Annotated in this window: 14 protein-coding genes; 10 read left to right on the top strand and 4 right to left on the bottom strand. The window is 60.7% G+C overall.

The window, feature by feature from the left end:
- Positions 1-106 precede the first annotated feature (106 nt).
- The 7 genes from I5L79_RS00385 (at position 107) to I5L79_RS00355 (ending at position 9,021) form a co-directional block, all read left to right on the top strand.
- Positions 107-1,180, top strand: a complete 1,074-nt coding sequence (locus I5L79_RS00385; protein WP_196953039.1) for an o-succinylbenzoate synthase — start codon at positions 107-109, stop codon at positions 1,178-1,180.
- 140 nt (positions 1,181-1,320) lie between these two features.
- The gene (locus I5L79_RS00380; protein ID WP_231402628.1) at positions 1,321-2,532 is read left to right on the top strand and encodes an aspartyl protease family protein; all 1,212 of its coding nucleotides are present in this window, start codon (positions 1,321-1,323) and stop codon (positions 2,530-2,532) included.
- A gap of 66 nt (positions 2,533-2,598) precedes the next feature.
- Positions 2,599-3,774 carry a lysophospholipid acyltransferase family protein gene (locus tag I5L79_RS00375; protein ID WP_196953037.1) on the top strand — a complete coding sequence of 392 codons (1,176 nt, stop codon included), beginning with the start codon at positions 2,599-2,601 and terminating at the stop codon, positions 3,772-3,774.
- A gap of 262 nt (positions 3,775-4,036) precedes the next feature.
- A complete protein-coding gene (locus tag I5L79_RS00370) occupies positions 4,037-5,029 on the top strand; it encodes an alpha/beta hydrolase (RefSeq protein ID WP_196953036.1) in 993 nt (330 codons plus the stop codon).
- Positions 5,030-5,195: 166 nt separating this feature from the next.
- Entirely contained in the window at positions 5,196-5,708 is a 513-nt protein-coding gene (locus I5L79_RS00365) for a phasin family protein (protein ID WP_196953035.1), read from the top strand.
- A gap of 143 nt (positions 5,709-5,851) precedes the next feature.
- Positions 5,852-7,537: an ABC1 kinase family protein gene (locus tag I5L79_RS00360; protein ID WP_196953034.1), complete on the top strand. Its 1,686-nt coding sequence runs from the start codon at positions 5,852-5,854 to the stop codon at positions 7,535-7,537.
- Between the two features lie 131 nt (positions 7,538-7,668).
- Positions 7,669-9,021: a chloride channel protein gene (locus I5L79_RS00355; RefSeq protein WP_231402626.1), complete on the top strand. Its 1,353-nt coding sequence runs from the start codon at positions 7,669-7,671 to the stop codon at positions 9,019-9,021.
- A gap of 21 nt (positions 9,022-9,042) precedes the next feature.
- On the opposite strand, the gene I5L79_RS00350 is transcribed toward I5L79_RS00355, so the two are convergent.
- The gene (locus I5L79_RS00350; protein WP_196953033.1) at positions 9,043-10,113 is read right to left on the bottom strand and encodes a hypothetical protein; all 1,071 of its coding nucleotides are present in this window, start codon (positions 10,111-10,113) and stop codon (positions 9,043-9,045) included.
- Between the two features lie 168 nt (positions 10,114-10,281).
- Positions 10,282-12,018 carry a phospho-sugar mutase gene (locus tag I5L79_RS00345; RefSeq protein WP_196953032.1) on the bottom strand — a complete coding sequence of 579 codons (1,737 nt, stop codon included), beginning with the start codon at positions 12,016-12,018 and terminating at the stop codon, positions 10,282-10,284.
- A gap of 258 nt (positions 12,019-12,276) precedes the next feature.
- Here I5L79_RS00345 and I5L79_RS00340 point away from each other — a divergent pair, with 258 nt between their 5' ends.
- Complete coding sequence (locus I5L79_RS00340) at positions 12,277-13,968, top strand: Hint domain-containing protein (protein ID WP_196953031.1); 1,692 nt, start codon at positions 12,277-12,279, stop codon at positions 13,966-13,968.
- A gap of 102 nt (positions 13,969-14,070) precedes the next feature.
- Here I5L79_RS00340 and I5L79_RS00335 read toward each other — a convergent pair whose 3' ends face one another.
- Complete coding sequence (locus I5L79_RS00335) at positions 14,071-15,060, bottom strand: LamG-like jellyroll fold domain-containing protein (RefSeq protein WP_196953030.1); 990 nt, start codon at positions 15,058-15,060, stop codon at positions 14,071-14,073.
- A 368-nt stretch (positions 15,061-15,428) separates the two neighbouring features.
- Positions 15,429-16,562, bottom strand: coding sequence for a 4-hydroxyphenylpyruvate dioxygenase (hppD, locus tag I5L79_RS00330; protein WP_196953029.1), 1,134 nt, complete (start codon positions 16,560-16,562; stop codon positions 15,429-15,431).
- Positions 16,563-16,732: 170 nt separating this feature from the next.
- On the opposite strand from hppD, the gene I5L79_RS00325 reads away from it, so the two are divergent.
- Both I5L79_RS00325 and I5L79_RS00320 read left to right on the top strand, forming a co-directional pair.
- A complete protein-coding gene (locus tag I5L79_RS00325) occupies positions 16,733-17,116 on the top strand; it encodes a hypothetical protein (protein WP_196953028.1) in 384 nt (127 codons plus the stop codon).
- Positions 17,117-17,200: 84 nt separating this feature from the next.
- Positions 17,201-17,548 (top strand): DUF952 domain-containing protein, encoded by a 348-nt coding sequence (locus I5L79_RS00320; protein WP_196953027.1) that lies wholly within the window; start codon positions 17,201-17,203, stop codon positions 17,546-17,548.
- Positions 17,549-17,555 lie beyond the last annotated feature (7 nt).

The raw sequence follows: 17,555 nt of genomic DNA, 5'->3' as shown, positions 1-17,555 counted from the left end.
GGGCATGTAACTCCGAAAGGCCGGAACGGGTTTTAGCGCTGAAGCGGCCCGGTCCGGCCGGCTACCTTTGCCGCGGCCGGCGGCCCGGCCTGTTCACCTGCTTTCTATGGCTCTGCACCTGCACTACTCGCACCGCGCGCTGCGGTTCAACTTTCCGGCCCGCACGTCCCGCGGGGCCCTCACCGAGCACGTGGCCTGGTACCTGCACCTGACCGACGCTGCCCGGCCCGGCCAGCTTGGCCTGGGCGAAGCTGCGCCCCTGGCCGGCCTCAGTCCCGACTTCCGTCCCGACGTTGAAGACCGGCTGCGGCAGCTTTGCCATACGTTCAACGCCGCTGGCTTTTCTTCCGTCGATGAGCCTAAGATCAACCAGCTGCTGGAACCTGAATGGCCCGCGTTGCGCTTCGGCCTCGAAACGGCCTTGCTCGACTGGCAGCACGGTGGCCGCCGTCAGCTGTTCGATAACTCCTTCAGCCGGGGCGAAGGGGGCATTCCCATCAACGGGCTGGTGTGGATGGGCGACGCCGACTTCATGCGCGCCCAGATCCGAAAGAAACTCACCGAAGGCTACGGCTGCCTGAAGCTGAAAATCGGGGGTATCGACTTTGCCGCCGAGCTGGAGCTGCTGCGCCTGATTCGCCACGAAGCCGGCCCCGCCGAGCTGACGTTGCGCGTGGACGCCAACGGGGCCTTCTCGCCCGCCGAAGCGCCGTCTAAGCTCGACCAGCTGGCCGCTTTCGACCTGCACTCCATCGAACAGCCCATCCGGGCCGGGCAGTGGGAGGCGCTGGCCGCGCTGTGCCGCAGCTCGCCGGTACCCATTGCCCTGGACGAGGAGCTGATTGGCGTAACCGACCCTGCCCGCCAGCGCCACCTGCTGCAGGTGGTGCAGCCCGCCTACCTTGTGCTCAAGCCTACGCTGGTCGGCGGCCTGGCGGCTACCAGCCAGTGGCTGGCCCTGGCCCAGGAGCACGGCCTTGGCTGGTGGATTACTTCGGCCTTGGAATCCAACGTGGGGCTGAACGCCATCAGCCAGTTCACCGCCCAACAAAACACCGGAGCCATGCCCCAGGGCCTGGGCACCGGCCAGCTGTACCACAACAACGTGACGGCCCCGCTCCGCATTGAGGCGGGCCTCCTGTGGTATGCGCCCCGCGGTGCGTGGGAGTTACCAACGTAAATTATGGAGAATGAGCTGGCAATCAAAGGGTTTTTTTCCTATATTACCCGGCCCGCACGTTCCCGAAAATGCCCACCCGTTGCTCCCCCCGTACACTTTTGCGCTCGGCATGGCTAATTCGCCTGCTGGGGTGTGTCCTATTGTGTGGTTTAGCTGAAGCGGATGCGTTTAGTCAGGCCTATACCTCATTTGCCTTAAGCAAGCCCCGGACCCGGCACACCATCATCCCGTTTCAGCTGCAGCGCAACTTGATTATCGTACAGGTAAAGCTGAACGGCAGCGGCCCGTACAATTTCATGCTCGACACGGGGATAGGAGTGAGCCTGCTGACGGACCCCTATCTACAAGCCGAGCTGCGCCTGAAAGCCGGCCCGCGCTTTCAGGTGATGGGCGTAGGCGAAGAAACCGCGCTGGAAGCCTACATATCCGATAGTGTGCGGGTAGAAGTCGGGGGAATTATGGCCCCGGCCCTGTCCGTTATGGTCTTATCGGATGATGTTCTGGACCTCTCCAGTTATGTGGGCATGCCTATCCACGGTATTCTGGGGGCCGATGTGTTTCGCAGCCTCGTGATAGAAGTGAGGCCCACGGAGTCACGCCTGATTGCCTACGAGCCCACCCGCTACCGCGCACCGCATGGCCGCCGCTGGGCCAGTATGCCCTTGTCGATGGAAGGCAGTAAGTCGTACATTACTACCAGCGTGGCTCTCACCGATTCCCTGCAGCTGCCCCTGAAGTTGGTGCTCGATACCGGAGCGGGCCACGCGCTGTCCATCGAAACCGGCTCGGATCCGCGCCTGCAGGTGCCCCAGAAGCGCCTTCGTTCCCAGCTGGGGCGGGGCCTGAGCGGGTTTATCAACGGCTATCTGGGCCGCGTATCCAGCCTGCAGCTCGGGCGCTATCATATTCCCAACATGCTCACCTCGTTTCCCGACAATTCTGAGGTGTACCAGCGCACCAACTCCGAGCGCAACGGCAACCTGGGGTTCGAGCTGCTCAAACGCTTTACCGTCATTATCGACTACCCGCACAACCGGCTGCTGCTAAAGCCCAATGAGCTGTACAAAGACCCGTTTGAGCATGATATGTGCGGCCTGGAGCTGCTGGCCACCGGCGAAGATTATCGAACCTACATCATCCTGAAGATCCAGCCCGATTCTCCCGCGGCTTTAGCCAAGCTGGCTCCCGGTGACCAGCTGGTGTCCGTGAATTTGCTGCCCGCCAACGCGTTGTCTCTTACCCAGATCAGCCGCCTGTTGCACTCAGAGAATGGCCGGCAGGTTCTGCTGCTGGTGCGCCGGCCCGATGGGGAACTACACTCGGCCAGAATTCAGCTGAAGCGTCAGATCTGAGCCCGGCGGCTACTTTCGGCAATTTCGCTACCTTACCAGCCCACCTTCGCCTGCTCTGCCCGCCCGATGCCCACGGCCTCTACTACCACGCCGCCCCAGCCGCCGCCCGCCATCCAGGCCAACCAGCACATCTACTCCGATTATTTCGACGAGGAGTTTGCCCGCACCCTCGACGAGAACATCATGCAGCTGCTCGACCGGGTGTGGTTTCGCTCCAAGCTGGTAGGATTTGAGGATTTTCCGCAGCCCAACAACCCCGAGCGGCCCCTCATCTTCGCTTCCAACCACTCTGGCATGGCTTTCCCCTGGGATGCCATGGTGGCCCTGGCGCACTTGCTGCGGGAGTTGCGCAAGCCCAGCGACCTGCCTCGCCCGTTGTCGGCGCCCCTGCTGTCGCAGTCGGTGCTCATGAATCCGTTTCTGGTCAAGGACTTCTGGAAGAAGTGCGGCTGCGTGGATGCCACCACGCTCAACTTCGAAACCATGATGTACTATCAGGACCATAACCTGATGCTGTACCCCGAGGGCGTGCCGGGCATCGGCAAGGGCTTCAACCGCAAGTACCAGCTGCAGCGCCTGGCTACCAGCATCGTGCGCCTAGGCATTCAGCACCGCACCGACATCGTGCCGTTCTATACCATCAACGGCGAGTACCTGAACCCCTACGCCTACAGCTGGGACTGGATAAACAACCTGAGCAAGAAAATAGGCATTCCGTTTCTGCCGCTCGGGCCCATTATCCTGCTGGTCCTGCTCCAGCCCTGGTGCTTCTATATGGCGTTTCCGGCCCAGCTTACCTTCGTGCTCGGCCAGCGCATCCGTCCCTACGAGCTGACCGACAAAGCCCCCGAAGATCTGACCCGCGAAGATTATCTGGCCTTAAGCGAGCAGGTGCGCCAGCGCATGCAGCGGGAGTTGGACGCCGCCGTGCAAACCCACGGGCAGAAGCCCTACCAGTGGCGGCAGCTGTGGCAGCGCATGAAGGAAAACCGCCGCTACTTTCCGTTTTTCCTGCCCTGGGCCTGGCCGGCGCTGTATCAGGAGTTTGAGCGCCAGTACGTGTACCAGGGCCGCCGCAACTTCCGGCTCGACCTCGACAAGCCCGGGGCATGGTGGCGTATGGTGTGGCGCAATCCGCTTTCGCTGGCCTTTTTTATTCCCATTCTGGGCTGGATTCCTATTGCCATCCGGGGCTACCGGGGCCACCGCCTGGGCAAAAGAGCCCCAAAGCCAAACGCCTAGCGCCCTTCCGCAGGAAAGCTTACTATACTGGTTGCGCCGCCTTCTCTAACCGAAAAATTAGCGGACCACCGCCGCCAGCCGGGCTGATCTACTGCCAATTTCCGCAGCCGGTGCCGGACAAAAAAAAGCCGGTTGCGTATAGGGTAGGGAAGCTGCCGGCAAATGCGTATTTTTTGCAGCCGCATAGGCTGTTTCCGCTCTCCGATGCTCCTGCCCGGCTGCTTAGCTTCTCGCTTAGGCCGGCCAAACTCCCACTTCCCGCATGCCCTCCACCCAACATCTGCTGCTCAAGCAGCTCCTCACGGCGGCCACGCCCGCGCTGGCTTCCTCGCGCCCGCGCCTGGCCCACGTGCGCCTGGCCGCCGAGTTCGGCTCTTTGCTGCAGTTCATGCCCTGGAACGTGTTTCTGGAAGATGTAGACCTGGATGGCCTGGCCGCCGAGTGGATTCGACCAGCCCATACCGATGAAAGCCGGGTGCTGCTCTACCTGCACGGGGGTGGCTATGTGCTGGGCTCCCTCAACACGCACCGCGGCCTTATCGGCTCCCTGGCCCAGCGCTGCGGACTACCCGCTTTCACCATTGACTACCGCAAAGCCCCCGAGTACCCATTTCCGGCCGCGCTGGAAGATGCGCTGGTGGCGTACCGCTGGCTCCGCGCCAAGGGCTACCCCGCCGAAAATATCCTAGTGGCCGGCGACTCGGCCGGGGGCGGGCTGGCCCTGGCCCTGACGCTGGCTTTGCGCGAGGCGGGTGAGGCCCTACCCGCCGCCGTCATGGGCCTTTCGCCCTGGACGGACCTGGTGCTGCCGGAAAAGGTGCTGCGCGATGTCTGTAAGCAGGAAACCCAGCTGCTGGAGGCCCTGCAGATCCGCAACTGGGGCACGCACTATGCGGGCAACACCCCGCTCACGCACCCGCTGGTGTCGCCGGGCCAGGCTGAGCTACGCGGTTTGCCGCCCTTGCTTATTCAGCTTTCCGATGCCGAGGTGCTCTGCGACGATGGCCTGAGTTTCGTGGAGAAAGCCCGCCGGGCCGGGGTGCCCGTTACGCTGCAAAGCTACCAGGGCCTGGTGCACTGGTGGCATTTGTTCTGGCGGGTGCTGCCCGAGGCGCGTCAGGCCCTGGACGACGCGGCGGGCTTCGTGCGCGGCGTATGGGCGGCCCAGGCCGCCGCGGCCGATGCCGTGCGCCGGGCCGGGCAGCGGGTAGGGCGCAATACCGCCGCCAGCGCACGGCTACGGGCACACGGGTGAGGTTTTGACCAGGAATGAGAGGGAAGATGAAAAAATGTTTTCACTCACTTCCAACTATATAGGGTTCTTTTCGTAGGTTTGCAAAGTAGTCGGCTTGCATACTATTCTATGCGGGGCCGTTGCTCGGATAGTTGTCATTTTCATCTTCTCCAACCCCCACATTCCCATGGAAGATCTGTTTAAAAAGGTCATCAACGCCGGCGTAGGCTTTGTTTCGCTCACCACCGACCGGGTGCAAACCACCATCGACAAGCTGGTGCAGGACAGCAAGCTGTCGGAGCAGGAAGGCCGCAAGATCATGGACGACCTGAAGAAAAACGCCGATACCAAGCGCAAGGAGTTTGAAAAGCAGATTTCGGGTGTGGCCGCCAAAGTGCTTAAAGGCGTGGGCGTGGCTCCCAACTCCGATCTGGAAGATCTGAAGCGCACTGTGAAAGGCAGCAAGTCGTCGGCTACATCCTCGAAATCAACTGCCGCTTCGTCCACCTCTACAGCCGGCAAGAAAGCTGCTCCGGCTAAGGCTGCCGCTGGCAGCACGGCCGGCAAAGCCGCCGGCACGGTGAAGAAAGCCGCTGACAAAACCAGCGCCGCCGCGGGCAAAACGCAGAAATCGGCTGCTGCTACGGCTGGTGCCGCCAAGAAAACGTCGGAAGGCAGCAGCGAGGCCTCGGCTTCGTAAGCTACTTGCCGCACGGCGCCCGCGCCGTCCAGCTATCAGAAAAGCCAGCACCACCGCCTGCGGGGAGCTGGCTTTTCTGTTGCCGGGCCGCAGGCCCTCCGTATTTTGCAGTTTCGTAACGTTTTCTGGCCCGTTTCCCTGGCATGTTCAAAAACACGATATCAAACCTGAGCCGCATCCGGCAGGTAGTGGAAGTACTGGTGCGCTACGGTTTTGAAGACGTGGTGACGAGCACCGCCCTGCGCCGCCTGGTGTCGAGCAAGCGCCGCCTCACGTGGCAGCACGCCGAGCGGCCCGTGTTCGAAACCACGCGCTGGGAACGGATTCGCATGATTATCGAGGAACTGGGGCCTACGTTCATCAAGCTGGCCCAGGCCCTGAGCAACCGCGCCGATTTGCTGCCTCAACCGCTGATCGACGAGTTTGAGAAGCTCCAGAGCAACGTGCCGCCCTTTCCGGTTGCCCTGGCCCGCCAGATTATCGAGCAGGAGCTGGGCCAGCCGCTCGAAACCGTGTTCAGTGATTTTGAGGAAGTGCCGCTGGGCTCGGCCAGCATCGGGCAGGTGCACAAGGCCAGGCTGCTCACGGGCGAGGAGGTGGTAGTGAAAGTGCAGCGCCCCGACGTACAGGAAAAGGTGCGCACCGACCTGAGTTTGCTGCATGAGTTGGTGCGCCTGACGGGCGGCTTCCTGCGCAAGCAGGGACTGGCCAACCCGGAGGATATCGTGGATGCCTTCGAGCGCAGCATGACGCGCGAAATGGACTACACCTCTGAGGCCCGCAACCTGGAGCAGTTCCGCCAACTCTACGAGAAGTACGAAAGCTTCTACATTCCGAAGCCCTTCCGGGAGGTAAGCACCACCAAAGTGCTGGTGATTGAGTTTGTGGCGGGCTGCAAAATCACGGACAAGGCGCAGTTGCTGGCCTGGGACCTGAGCCCCGAGAAAGTTGCCGAAACCGGCATGGATATCTACCTCACGCAGATATTCGAGTTCGGGCGGTTTCACGCCGACCCGCACCCCGGCAACGTGCTGGTGCGGCCCGATGGCACCATCGTGCTCATTGATTTTGGCATGGTGGGCAAGCTCACCAAGCAGCAGAAATATGCCTTCGCGGGGGTGTTTATCGGCATGGCCCGGCAGGATGCCCGCGGTATGGCGCTCAACTTCCGCCGCCTGGCCCTCACCAGCGACATTCCCGACATGCGCGCCTTCGAGGCCGACCTGAGCGACCTGATTGAGGACTTCTCGACCCTCGACGTGCAGGATATGAGCATGAGCGACCTGGCCGACTCCCTGCAGGATATCATCTACAGGTACAAGCTGCAGGTGCCGGGCGCGGTGTTCCTGATTTTGCGGGCCCTGGTGATTCTGGAAGGCATTGGTAAGGTGTTGCACCCGCGCTTCAATACCTTTGAGTTCGTGCGGCCTTACGGGGCGCGCATCATTGCCGAACAATACTCGCCCGAGAACATCCTCAGCGAAGCCGAGTATACGGGCACGCAACTGCTGGCCCTGCTGCAGACGTTCCCGGCCGATATCCGCCAGATCATGCGCAAGGTTTCGCGCGGCGACTTGCGCATGAAGGTGGAGCTGAGTGGCTACCTGCTGCTGCTGCGCAAGGCCGACCAGCTGGTCTCGCGCACCATTGTGGCTTTGCTGGCGGTGGCGTTTCTGCTGTTTTCGGGGCTGAGTTTGCTGGGGCACTACTCCCCGGAAATGCGCTACGTGCAGGGCATTCCCGTGCTTACCTGGTGGAGCCTGGGTATTACTGCCTTCCTGTTTCTGGTGCTGCTGATCCTGGGCACGCGGCGCGAGCGGAAAGACTAACGTCGCTTTTCGGAGGTATTCGCCTACTGTTTGCGGGGTGCAGGCTGAAGATCTGGCTCGCTGTGTATCTTGGAGCCGCCTACGGTGATGGGTTTCCAGGGCGAACCGCCGGAGCTGCCTGCTCTGCGCAGATGATTCCTACTGAACCGGCGGCCATTGCGGCAGCTTGGGTGCTTCATCGTAGTGTGCGGTTTATGGCTCGTATGTTTCCCTCTCTGCGCCGGTTGCCGCTTCGGCTGCGCACTGCTGATACGCCCGCGGCGCTGATTTTCCTGCTGCGCTGGCTGCTGATCTGCGGGCTGATTGGGCTTATGGCTGGTTCGGCTTCAGCGCTGTTTCTGGTGGCGCTGGACTGGGTGACGCGCTGGCGGGAGTTGCACCCAGAAGTACTGCTGTTGCTGCCCGTAGCGGGGTTAGGCATCGGCCTGGTGTACCACTATTGGGGTGGGCGGGCCGCACGCGGCAACAACCTTATTTTAGATGAGATACACCAGCCCAGCGCCCGGCTGCCGTTGCGGCTGGTGCCCCTAGTGCTGGGCAGCACGCTGCTCACGCACCTGGCAGGTGGCTCGGCGGGCCGCGAGGGTACCGCCATGCAGATGGGCAGCGCCCTGGCCGACCAGCTCACCCGCCTGTTTCGCCTGCGCCCCCACAACCGGCGCCTGCTGCTGATTGCGGGCATGAGTGCCGGCTTTGCCTCGGTGTTCGGCACGCCCCTGGCCGGGGCCGTTTTCGGGTTGGAAGTGTTTCTGCTGGGCTCTATCCGGTACGAAGCCGTGCTGCCCGCCTTTCTGGCCGCCGTGGCAGCCGATTTTGTGACGCGAAGCTGGGGCGTGGGCCACACGGCCTATCCGCAGCTGGCGGCTTTACCGCTCACGCCGCTGGGGCTGGGCTGTACGCTGCTGGCCGGCGCCCTGTTTGGGCTCACGGCCCGCAGCTTCGCCACGCTCACGCACTGGATAACCCGGCAGTTCACTCGCCTGCAGTATGCGCCGCTGCGGCCAGTAGCAGGAGGGTTGCTGTTGCTGCTTATTCTTTGGGGCCTGGGTACGACCCGTTACCAGGGGCTAGGTATTCCGGTAATTGTCGAAGCCTTCCAGCGGCCGCTGCCGCCGCAGGATTTCGCCTGGAAGCTGCTGCTGACGGCTCTGACGCTGGGCTGCGGCTTCAAGGGAGGCGAAGTAACCCCGCTGTTTTTTATGGGGGCCGCACTGGGTAGTGCCCTGGCCTTGGTGCTGCCGCTGCCGGTGGCGCTGCTGGCTGCTATGGGTTTCGTGGCCGTTTTTGCGGGGGCAGCCAACACCCCGCTGGCCTGCACGCTGATGGGCCTGGAGCTGTTTGGAGCGGAGGCGGGCGTATACCTGGGCTTGGCCTGCGTGGTGGCGTACCTGTTTTCGGGTCACCGGGGCATTTATTCGGCGCAGGTTATCGGTGAGGTGAAGCACCGGTGGCCGGCGCGGCAGCAGGGCAGCGGAGAGGAATGAAGAGCTACTCTGCCAAAAACACTACTTCCGATTCCAGCAGTAACCGGTCTGAATACCAATAAACCGGATATCCCCACCATTGAACCGTCGACCGACGAGGCCTAACTGTAACTGCTTACCATTGGGCAGCGGAATATAAGCTCCCGCCCGGGCTTCGAAATGCCAGGTAAAGGCGTTCGAGCTATTTGAATAGGATGTTTGAAAATCCTTGGCACCCGTTACTCGTTCCTGGGTTTCGGTGCGGTCGTGCAGCAGAGCTGTTGGGCCCAGACCGCCCATAAGGTAGAAGCCTGCTTTATCGGAACGACCAAAACGGTGCCCTAGCGCCAGCGTACCGCTTAGCATATTCGTTTGCTCCTGCTCGCGAAATTCTATTTCGCTTGATGGCGCAAGCTTATACGGTGTGGAACGTACCTGCACGAGGCCATATTCAACCTGAAAACCAACCAAAAATCCGCTGGCCCGCACCGCAGTCCACTCCATAGCCAACGTTCCGCTAGCTCCCCGGAATTTTTCACCATAAGGTCCCAGGCCTTTTTCATAAACATAAAAGCCGGCTAGCTTTAAGGTATAGCCCCGCTGCCAGTTGGCAGGTTTGGCAGTGCTTGTTGGCTTCCAGGCGGGCTGCACGCACAGATTATACTGATAGATCAGTTGCTTCACGTTTGTATCAGAGAAGGGCATATCCAATACTCTCTGGCTGGATTGCGACACAGCAGGGCACTGGGTAAGGTGGCGGTTGAACAGCAAATGCCAGTTGGTAGCCGTCAACTCGTAGAGCGTATCTGCCGATGCGGTGGGTTGCAGGAGCAGTTGGGCCTTCTCCACCAGGGTATAGAGGCTGGCGGGGCCGATGCTAGAGGGAAGTACAAAGTGCACAGTCGTGCTATGGTCGGCGTGCTTTACCAGCCGGCTGGCAATGAGCGGCTGCCCCTGCAAGCCATACCCACGCAGCTGGCTGGCCTGAAATACCTGAGCGGGACCGGCGGCATCGGCGTAAAACTCCAATTGCTCGGCACGCTTTTCAGCTACTGTGCCCCGTAGCGTGTCACCAGCCAGTGTAACCACGTAACCAGGCAGGCCCTGCGCCATGCTTGAAAAGCTGCTCAGCAGCAACGTGCACAGAATACTGATTCGCCACATAAACGAGGAGATAAGAAAGATAATCCAGAGGTGAAAAAACCAGATAATGACCCGAAACTAAATAAAATACCCGGACTGATATAGCCCGGGCGCTTTACTTTTATAGAAAGTCCAATTTTACTGCAACTGCATATCCGAAATGATGGCCTGAATCTTCTCGTCGGCGCGGCGGTTGGCCAGGTCGAAGTCCACTACGGATGCTAAGGGCTGCTTTACGCTGAAGTAGAACTTGATTTTGGGCTCGGTGCCGGAAGGGCGGGCGGAAATCTTGCTGCCGTCTTCGAGGATAAACTGCAGCACGTTGGAGCTTTCCAGGCCGGTAGGAAGCTCCGCTCCAGTATGTAGGTTCCGGATGACGCCCTGCCCGTAGTCGCGCAGCTCGGTCACGGCCAGGCCGGCAATGGTACGGGGCGGGTTGGCCCGCAGCTCGCGCATCATTTCCTGGATTTCCTCGGCTCCGCGCTGGCCTTTCTTGGTGAGCGAAATCAGGTGCTCCTTGTACAGGCCGTAGGTGGCGTACATGCGCTGCATTTCCTGGTAGAGCGAGTGGCCCTGGTCTTTGGCTACGGCGGCCATTTCGGCAATGAGCGCGCAGGCCGAAATAGCGTCCTTGTCGCGCACGAAGTCGCCAATCATGTAGCCGTAGCTTTCCTCACCGCCGCCGATGTAGTTTTCCTGGCCCTCCAGCTCCCGAATGATGCCGGCAATGTACTTGAACCCCGTCAGCGTCTGATAGGCCTTCACGCCGTGGCGGCGGGCAATATCACCCAGCACGTCGCTCGTCACAATGGTGTACACGATGAAGTCCTGCTCCGTCATTTTGCCGGCGCGGGCCCGGGCTGAGAGCAGGTAGTGGGTGAGGAGCGCGGCCGTCTGGTTGCCGTTCACCAGCACCCATTCCCCGTGGTTGTCTTTCACGGCCATGCCCACGCGGTCCGAGTCGGGGTCGGTGGCCAGCACCAGGTCGGCGTCCAGGGCCTTGGCTTGGTCGAGAGCCAGCTGCATGGCTACTTTCTCCTCGGGGTTGGGCGACAGCACGGTGGGGAAGTTGCCATCGGGCGTGGCCTGGGCCTCCACGATGTGCACGTTGCTGAAGCCCAACTGGGCCAGCGCCTGTGGCACCAGCGTAATGCCCGTGCCGTGCAGGGGCGTGTACACAATTTTCAGATCGTGCTGGCGGCGGATAGCTTCGGGGTTGATGCTGAGTTCCTTTACTTTGGCCAGATAGGCCGCGTCCAGCTCCACGCCAATCAGATGCACGCGCGAAGCGTCGGCCTGAAAGCGCACGTCGTCCACGCTCTGAATGGCGTTTACTTCCGTGATGATGTTCTTGTCGTGGGGCGCAACCACCTGGGCCCCGTCGTTCCAGTACACCTTGAAGCCATTGTACTCCTTGGGGTTGTGCGAGGCCGTGACCACGCAGCCGCTCTGGCAGCCCAGGTGCCGAATGGCAAACGACAGCTCCGGGGTAGGCCGCAGCGCCTCAAACAGGTACACCGTGATGCCGTTGGCCGAGAAGATATCGGCGGCAATGCGCGCAAACTCCGCGCTGTTGTTACGCGAGTCGTGGGCCACGGCCACCTTGATTTCCTGGCCGGGAAACTGCTGCACAAGGTAGTTGCTCAACCCCTGCGTGGCCATGCCCAGGGTGTAGCGGTTCATGCGGTTGGAGCCCGCGCCCATGATGCCGCGCAGCCCGCCGGTGCCAAACTCCAGGTTGCGGTAGAAGGCGTCGCTCAGCGCTTCTTCCTGGTCGGAGTCGAGCAGCTGCCGGATGTTGGCTTTGGTGTCCGCGTCGTAGTTGCCGGTCAGCCAAGTGTTGATTTTCTGTTGGAGGTCGGTTGAGAGGGCCATAAACTGGTGGGAGGTTGCGAAAACGCTATTGACGGGCCAAAGAAAAAGAAGTTATGAAAATCAGCGGCGGCCGGGCGGCCGGCAAAGTGGGAAATAATCGGGAGTGTTGCCCGGTTTCACATCAATATGCGAGGCTGAAGGCCCGATAATGTGATTGACGGGTGGCCGTTTTTTGGCGCACTTGCGGCCGCAATCTGCTGCGGAGCCACGGGGGCGGCGGAGCGGGTTGCGTCAATCCTTTTCACTACTGCCGCTACTATGCACTCTGCTCATCGCGCTGTCAGCTTCCTGATGTTTCTGGTTTTGCTTTCCGCATTCCTGCTTATTGCCGGCGTAGCGCTGGCTCAGAAGCCCATCAAAACGGACGTCACTCTTCTGTTTGATAAAGTTCCGGCCCCGCCCGCAGCCTTTGGCTGCGCGCTGCAGCGCCCGGCCGAGCTGGCCGCGCTGGAAAAGCAGATCGGCCAGCACATGGTGGCTATTACCACCGCCCGCACTCCCGAGCAAAGCCGCGCCGCAGAAACTATGCAGGCCTTTGGCGCGCAGGCTTCCGCCGACGGGATAGAACACATGACCGATCAGCAGAAAATGGCGTACCTGCAGCAGGGCACGGGTATGCCGGGCTCTAATGCCCAGACCATGCAGTTGGCCCAGCAGATGCAGGATCCGGCGTTTCAGGCCAAGCTAGCCAAGATGAGCGACGCGGAAAAAGCCCAGTTTCTGCAGCAGCAAATGGCCGCGCCCGGCTCCGCGCAGCAGCGCCTGACCGCCAACCCGGCCTACCAGGCTGCGCAGGCCGACTTTATGCAGCAAATGCGTGACCCGGCCTTTCAGAAAGCCTGGGCCAAAAAGTCGGAAGCCGAGCAGGATGCCTACACGGAGCAGCTGATGCGCAAGCACGGCCTGAACGAGGCCAGTGTGAAGAGCGTAGCCGGTAAAACGCCTGCCGCCCCGCTCGGGCCGCTGGTAACCAAAGCCGCCCTTGAAGCCTACAGCACGATGAGCACCGCTCTGGCTTCCAGCAGCCAGCAGCCTTCGGCCCTGCAGCGCCTGACTACGGCTCTGCACACCGACATGATGGCGCTGGAACAAAGCCAGCAGGCCCAGCGTCTGCCCGAGGCGAAAGATGGCGACTGCGCCGGCCAGCAGCGGGTGTATGAGCAAAACCGGCAGTTCTTCAAGCGGCGCCAGGAGCTGATGCGCCAGTACCTGCCCAGGCTCACAGCGGCCTGGACGGCGCACAAAGCCCAGCTGAAAGCCCGCGTAGCTCCCTTTCAGAAGGAACTGGCCGCTATTCACTATACCGATGATATCAAGCGGGAAGATGAGAAAGCAAACATTGCCCCGTTGGCTGGCGGCCAGCAGCAGATGTTGCTGGAAGTGCAGAGCCTGGTAGATTTCACCTCCGCCGTGTATGACCTAAACCAGCAGTACTGCAGCCTGCAGCAGGCTTACGACCAACCCTTCAGCTGCCACCTGGCTACCTGCTTTCCTGCTACGGCTATGGTAGCCCTGCCCGGTGGCCGGCAGCTGCCGATAGAGCAGGTGCGGGCCGGCGACGTGGTGCTGGGCTACGATGCCGCTGCCGGTGCCGTGGTGCCCACCCGCGTTCTGCGCCTCGACGAGCACACGGAAGCCGCTTACCCGCTGGTACAGCTCACGATTGGAGCATCCGCCGTGTATGCATCAGTGGAACCTACACTGGCATCCGGTCTGCCCGCTACCGAGTTGCTGCTCACTCCTAACCATCCTCTAGTACTAGGAAATCAGCAAACCCGCCGCGCCGATACCTTGCAAACTACCGACGACCTGTTGCAACTGCAGGCTGCAACCGTAGCGCCCACCCACCTCACTGACCGGCAGGATGCGGGTACCACTCCAGCCGTGTACAACCTGCGCACCGAATCTGGCAACTACTTCGTGAGCGGCATCCTGGTGGGCTCAAAGTAAAGGCCCCTGGTTAAGTCGTCCCGCAACCACGTGTAAGCCATACCACATAAAAGAGCCCTGGCTGTTTCGGCCGGGGCTCTTTGTATTAATGAAGGACAACTGTTACTGTACCACCATCCGTTGCGTCGTACTCTGACCGTCGAGGGTGAGCTGGGTATAGTAGACACCCGCGGCCAGCTTGGAGTGGGTGAAAGGTATGGTGTAGGTGCCCGCGGGGCGGGGCTCATTTACAAGCGTAGCCACTGCGCGTCCGGTCACGTCGAGCACTCGTAGCTCTACGTGGCCCGGGCGGCTCAGCACAAATGGAATAGTGGTAGCCTGGACGAAAGGGTTGGGAAAGTTTGGTTGCAGCCGCGCCGTCAGGGTAGTGGGGAGGCGGTTGGCGGTGGATACCTCGTTGGTCCAGACCGGGTCGTTGGCTTCGGCAGCGCTGGTAGAGCCCAGTACTCCATTCAGCGTCGGATTGGCCTGGTTCAGCACGGTTTGGCCCGAGGTTTCATTGAACCGGAAATACGCCAATAGTCCGACAGGAGAGTTGCCCGGACCGTTTGCTTGTTCGCTCTTGATCTGGGCCTGTGTGCGCGCCACATTCCATACCATCACCTCGTCGATATAGCCTTGCCAGCCGGTGTCGCTGGAGCCGAAGCCGATGCCCAGGCTGCTGCCCAGGCGGTCGGGGGTGGCGGTAGAGGTGCCAACAGCTTCGCCATTCAGGTAGACGGTGCCGGTAGTGCCGTCCCAGGTATAGGCTAGGTGTGCCCAGGTACGGACCGGCACGGTGCCGCCTTCCAGACCTGAGTAAAACTCCACTTGGCTATCGGAGTTTACACCAAACCAAGGGTTATCATTGCCAAACTCCAGCACGGTATTAAAGGAGCCGGCCGTGCTGAAGGCAGAGCCATTGTAGTACACCCAGGCTTCAAGGGAAAACGGCCCCGAAGCCGGCAAGGTGAAGTTGGGCACTGTTACCTGATCATCCTGCTGGCTGGTGAAGCTCAGAAAATGGCCGCCCCGCTGGGCCTGGCTGCTGAAGGTGAGGCCTGCGCCTAACAAGGTAAGCAGGCTGGCTTTGCGTAAAAAGTTTGCTTTCATGCGTGTAGAAAAGTGACAGGTAGTTGTGCAATAATCCGAAAGCTGATTTGGGCTATTGCACCGGCAAACCAAGGGGATAAATTGTAGGCAATCAATCCCATAATTGGGTGAGACTTTAGAGCCGCTAGGATAGCCTGCCGGCTAGTTCTCCCTTTCAGCAAGGCAATTGAGCGCTGTGGCATTATGCCTGGCAGCCTGAGGGAAAGTATACTGGCGGGGTAGCTATAGACCCGCAGAGGTCGGAATAAACCCTACTCACATCATCGTGTGAGATGGTGGGCCGAAACGCAAAGCGCCCCGACCTTCTGGCCGGGGCGCTTTGCGTTTCGGAAATGCTGGTAGTCCGAGAAAATTAGAAAGCGGCAGGCTTACAGATTGCCGCGCAATGCCTGTTCCCGCTCGATGGCTTCAAACAAGGCCTTGAAGTTGCCTTTACCGAACGACTTGGCGCCCTTGCGCTGGATGATTTCGAAGAACACCGTGGGGCGGTCTTCCACCGGCTTGGTGAAAATCTGCAGCAGATAGCCTTCCTCGTCGCGGTCGACCAGCAGGTTCAGCTCCTTGATGCTTTCCAACTCCTCGTCGATGTGGCCTACGCGCTCCAGCAGGTCATCATAATAAGTGCCGGGCACTGTGAGGAACTCCACGCCACGGCGGCGCAGCTCGGCTACGGTTGACCGGATGTCGTGAGTGATGATGGCAATGTGCTGCACGCCGGCATCGTGGTAGAAGTCGAGGTACTCCTCAATCTGGCTTTTCTTCTTGCCTTCGGCGGGCTCGTTGATGGGGAACTTCACGAAGCCGTTGCCATTGCTCACCACCTTGCTCATCAGGGCCGAGTACTCGGTGCTGATGTCGTCGTCGTCGAAGGTAATGAGCAGCTTGAAGCCCATGACGTCTTCGTAAAACTTTACCCACTGGTTCATCTGGCCCCAGCCCACATTGCCCACGCAGTGGTCTACGTACTGCAAACCTACCGGCGCGCCCTGGGGCACGTTGCTGGTTTTGGCGACGTAGCCGGGCAGAAAGGGCCCGGTGTAGTTGCTGCGCTCTACGAAGGTGTGGATGGTTTCGCCGTAGGTATAGATGCCGGCCAGCGTCACGGAGCCGTGCGCGTCCTGAATGGTATAAGGCTCGAAGGCCGGTTTGGCGCCGCGACTGGTGGTTTCCTCGAAGCTCTTGCGGGCATCATCCACCCACAGCGCCATCACCTTCACGCCGTCGCCGTGCTTGGCCACGTGGCGCGTGATGTCGGAGTCGGGCAGGAGGGAAGTGGTGAGGACGAGGCGGATTTTGTTTTGTTGCAGCACGTAGGAGGCCCGGTCGCGCATCCCGGTTTCAGGACCGGAGTAGGCTACCAGCTCAAAGCCAAATGCGGCCTGGTAGAAGTACGCCGACTGCTTGGCATTGCCCACGTAGAGCTCCAGGTGGTCGGTGCCGTTGAGGGGCAGAAAGTCGTGGGCGGGGTGAGCCTGCACGGCGGGCGAGGTCATGGTTTCCATGGGTGGGAGAACAAGTAAAGCGGGTGGAAAAAGCGGGGTTGGGAGGTGGTAAAAATACGGGATTCAGTTGAGTCATGCCGGGGAAAGGCTAATTTGCACCGCCTGACTCTCGACAAATAACGGAATCCTGCGCACCTTTACGGCCTGCATCACCTATTACTTTGAGTCGCATGAATAAGGAGGACCTCAACCGCGCCCTGGTTGCCCTGATTGAGAAAAAACAGGAGCTGCACAAGCTCACCTACGACGACGCCCGCTACGACGACGTGGAGGAAGAGCTACACGATCTGGAAGACGACTTCAACGACGAGTACGGCGCATTCCTGGAAGCCGCCCTGGAAAAAGTACACACCGATCTGGTGTCGGATACCGACGTGCTGCTGCCCACGGCCTACCTGCCCGCCACTATCGGCACCCCGTCGCCCAAGGAAGGCGTCTGGATTGATTCCGAGAAATACTCTGGCAAGGAAGCCCGCCTCACGCTGGTGCCCAACCCCACGCGCCTCGTACTCACGGTGGGCAAAGCCGTGCAACAGGAAGTGTGGCAGGCCTAGAAAAGAATTCTGCATGTTGAATTCTGAATTAAGACATCAGGTTCCTGCCGCCGAATTCAGAATTCAACATGCAGAATTAACACCATGCTCTACCGCATAGCCCAACCCGCCGACTGGGCCGCCGCACAGCTGACCGGCTTTTTCGTTAGCCCCGACCTGGAAGCGGAAGGCTTTATTCACGCCTCGGAACTAAGCCAGGTGCTGGAAACCGCCCGCAAGCATTACCAGAACAGCCCGGACGCGGTGCTGCTGGAAATCGATGAAGCCGCGCTTACCGCTGCCAACGTGCGGGTAGAGCGGGAATGGGCTGAGAGCCGCCAGGCATATTTTCCGCACCTGTTCGCGCCGGTTCCGCTAAGCGCCGTAGTGCGCAGCTGGCCTTTTCCGGTTGATGAAGCGGGCCAAGCTACCTTACCGGCCGCCTTGCAGTAAACCAGCT

Origin of the sequence: Hymenobacter guriensis (assembly GCF_015773195.1) — a bacterium.
GTDB lineage: Bacteria > Bacteroidota > Bacteroidia > Cytophagales > Hymenobacteraceae > Hymenobacter > Hymenobacter guriensis.
Note: the sequence above shows the minus strand (reverse complement) of the source record. Positions and strands in the feature narration are given on the sequence as shown.

Excerpts from the sequence above, each read along its gene's own strand:
- I5L79_RS00385 (WP_196953039.1), top strand. The coding sequence starts at position 107 with ATGGCTCTGCACCTGCACTACTCGCACCGCGCGCTGCGGTTCAACTTT.
- I5L79_RS00375 (WP_196953037.1), top strand. The coding sequence starts at position 2,599 with ATGCCCACGGCCTCTACTACCACGCCGCCCCAGCCGCCGCCCGCCATC.
- I5L79_RS00370 (WP_196953036.1), top strand. The coding sequence starts at position 4,037 with ATGCCCTCCACCCAACATCTGCTGCTCAAGCAGCTCCTCACGGCGGCC.
- I5L79_RS00365 (WP_196953035.1), top strand. The coding sequence starts at position 5,196 with ATGGAAGATCTGTTTAAAAAGGTCATCAACGCCGGCGTAGGCTTTGTT.
- I5L79_RS00360 (WP_196953034.1), top strand. The coding sequence starts at position 5,852 with ATGTTCAAAAACACGATATCAAACCTGAGCCGCATCCGGCAGGTAGTG.
- I5L79_RS00355 (WP_231402626.1), top strand. The coding sequence starts at position 7,669 with ATGATTCCTACTGAACCGGCGGCCATTGCGGCAGCTTGGGTGCTTCAT.
- I5L79_RS00350 (WP_196953033.1), bottom strand. The coding sequence starts at position 10,113 with ATGGCGCAGGGCCTGCCTGGTTACGTGGTTACACTGGCTGGTGACACG.
- I5L79_RS00345 (WP_196953032.1), bottom strand. The coding sequence starts at position 12,018 with ATGGCCCTCTCAACCGACCTCCAACAGAAAATCAACACTTGGCTGACC.
- I5L79_RS00340 (WP_196953031.1), top strand. The coding sequence starts at position 12,277 with ATGCACTCTGCTCATCGCGCTGTCAGCTTCCTGATGTTTCTGGTTTTG.
- I5L79_RS00335 (WP_196953030.1), bottom strand. The coding sequence starts at position 15,060 with ATGAAAGCAAACTTTTTACGCAAAGCCAGCCTGCTTACCTTGTTAGGC.
- hppD (WP_196953029.1), bottom strand. The coding sequence starts at position 16,562 with ATGGAAACCATGACCTCGCCCGCCGTGCAGGCTCACCCCGCCCACGAC.
- I5L79_RS00325 (WP_196953028.1), top strand. The coding sequence starts at position 16,733 with ATGAATAAGGAGGACCTCAACCGCGCCCTGGTTGCCCTGATTGAGAAA.
- I5L79_RS00320 (WP_196953027.1), top strand. The coding sequence starts at position 17,201 with ATGCTCTACCGCATAGCCCAACCCGCCGACTGGGCCGCCGCACAGCTG.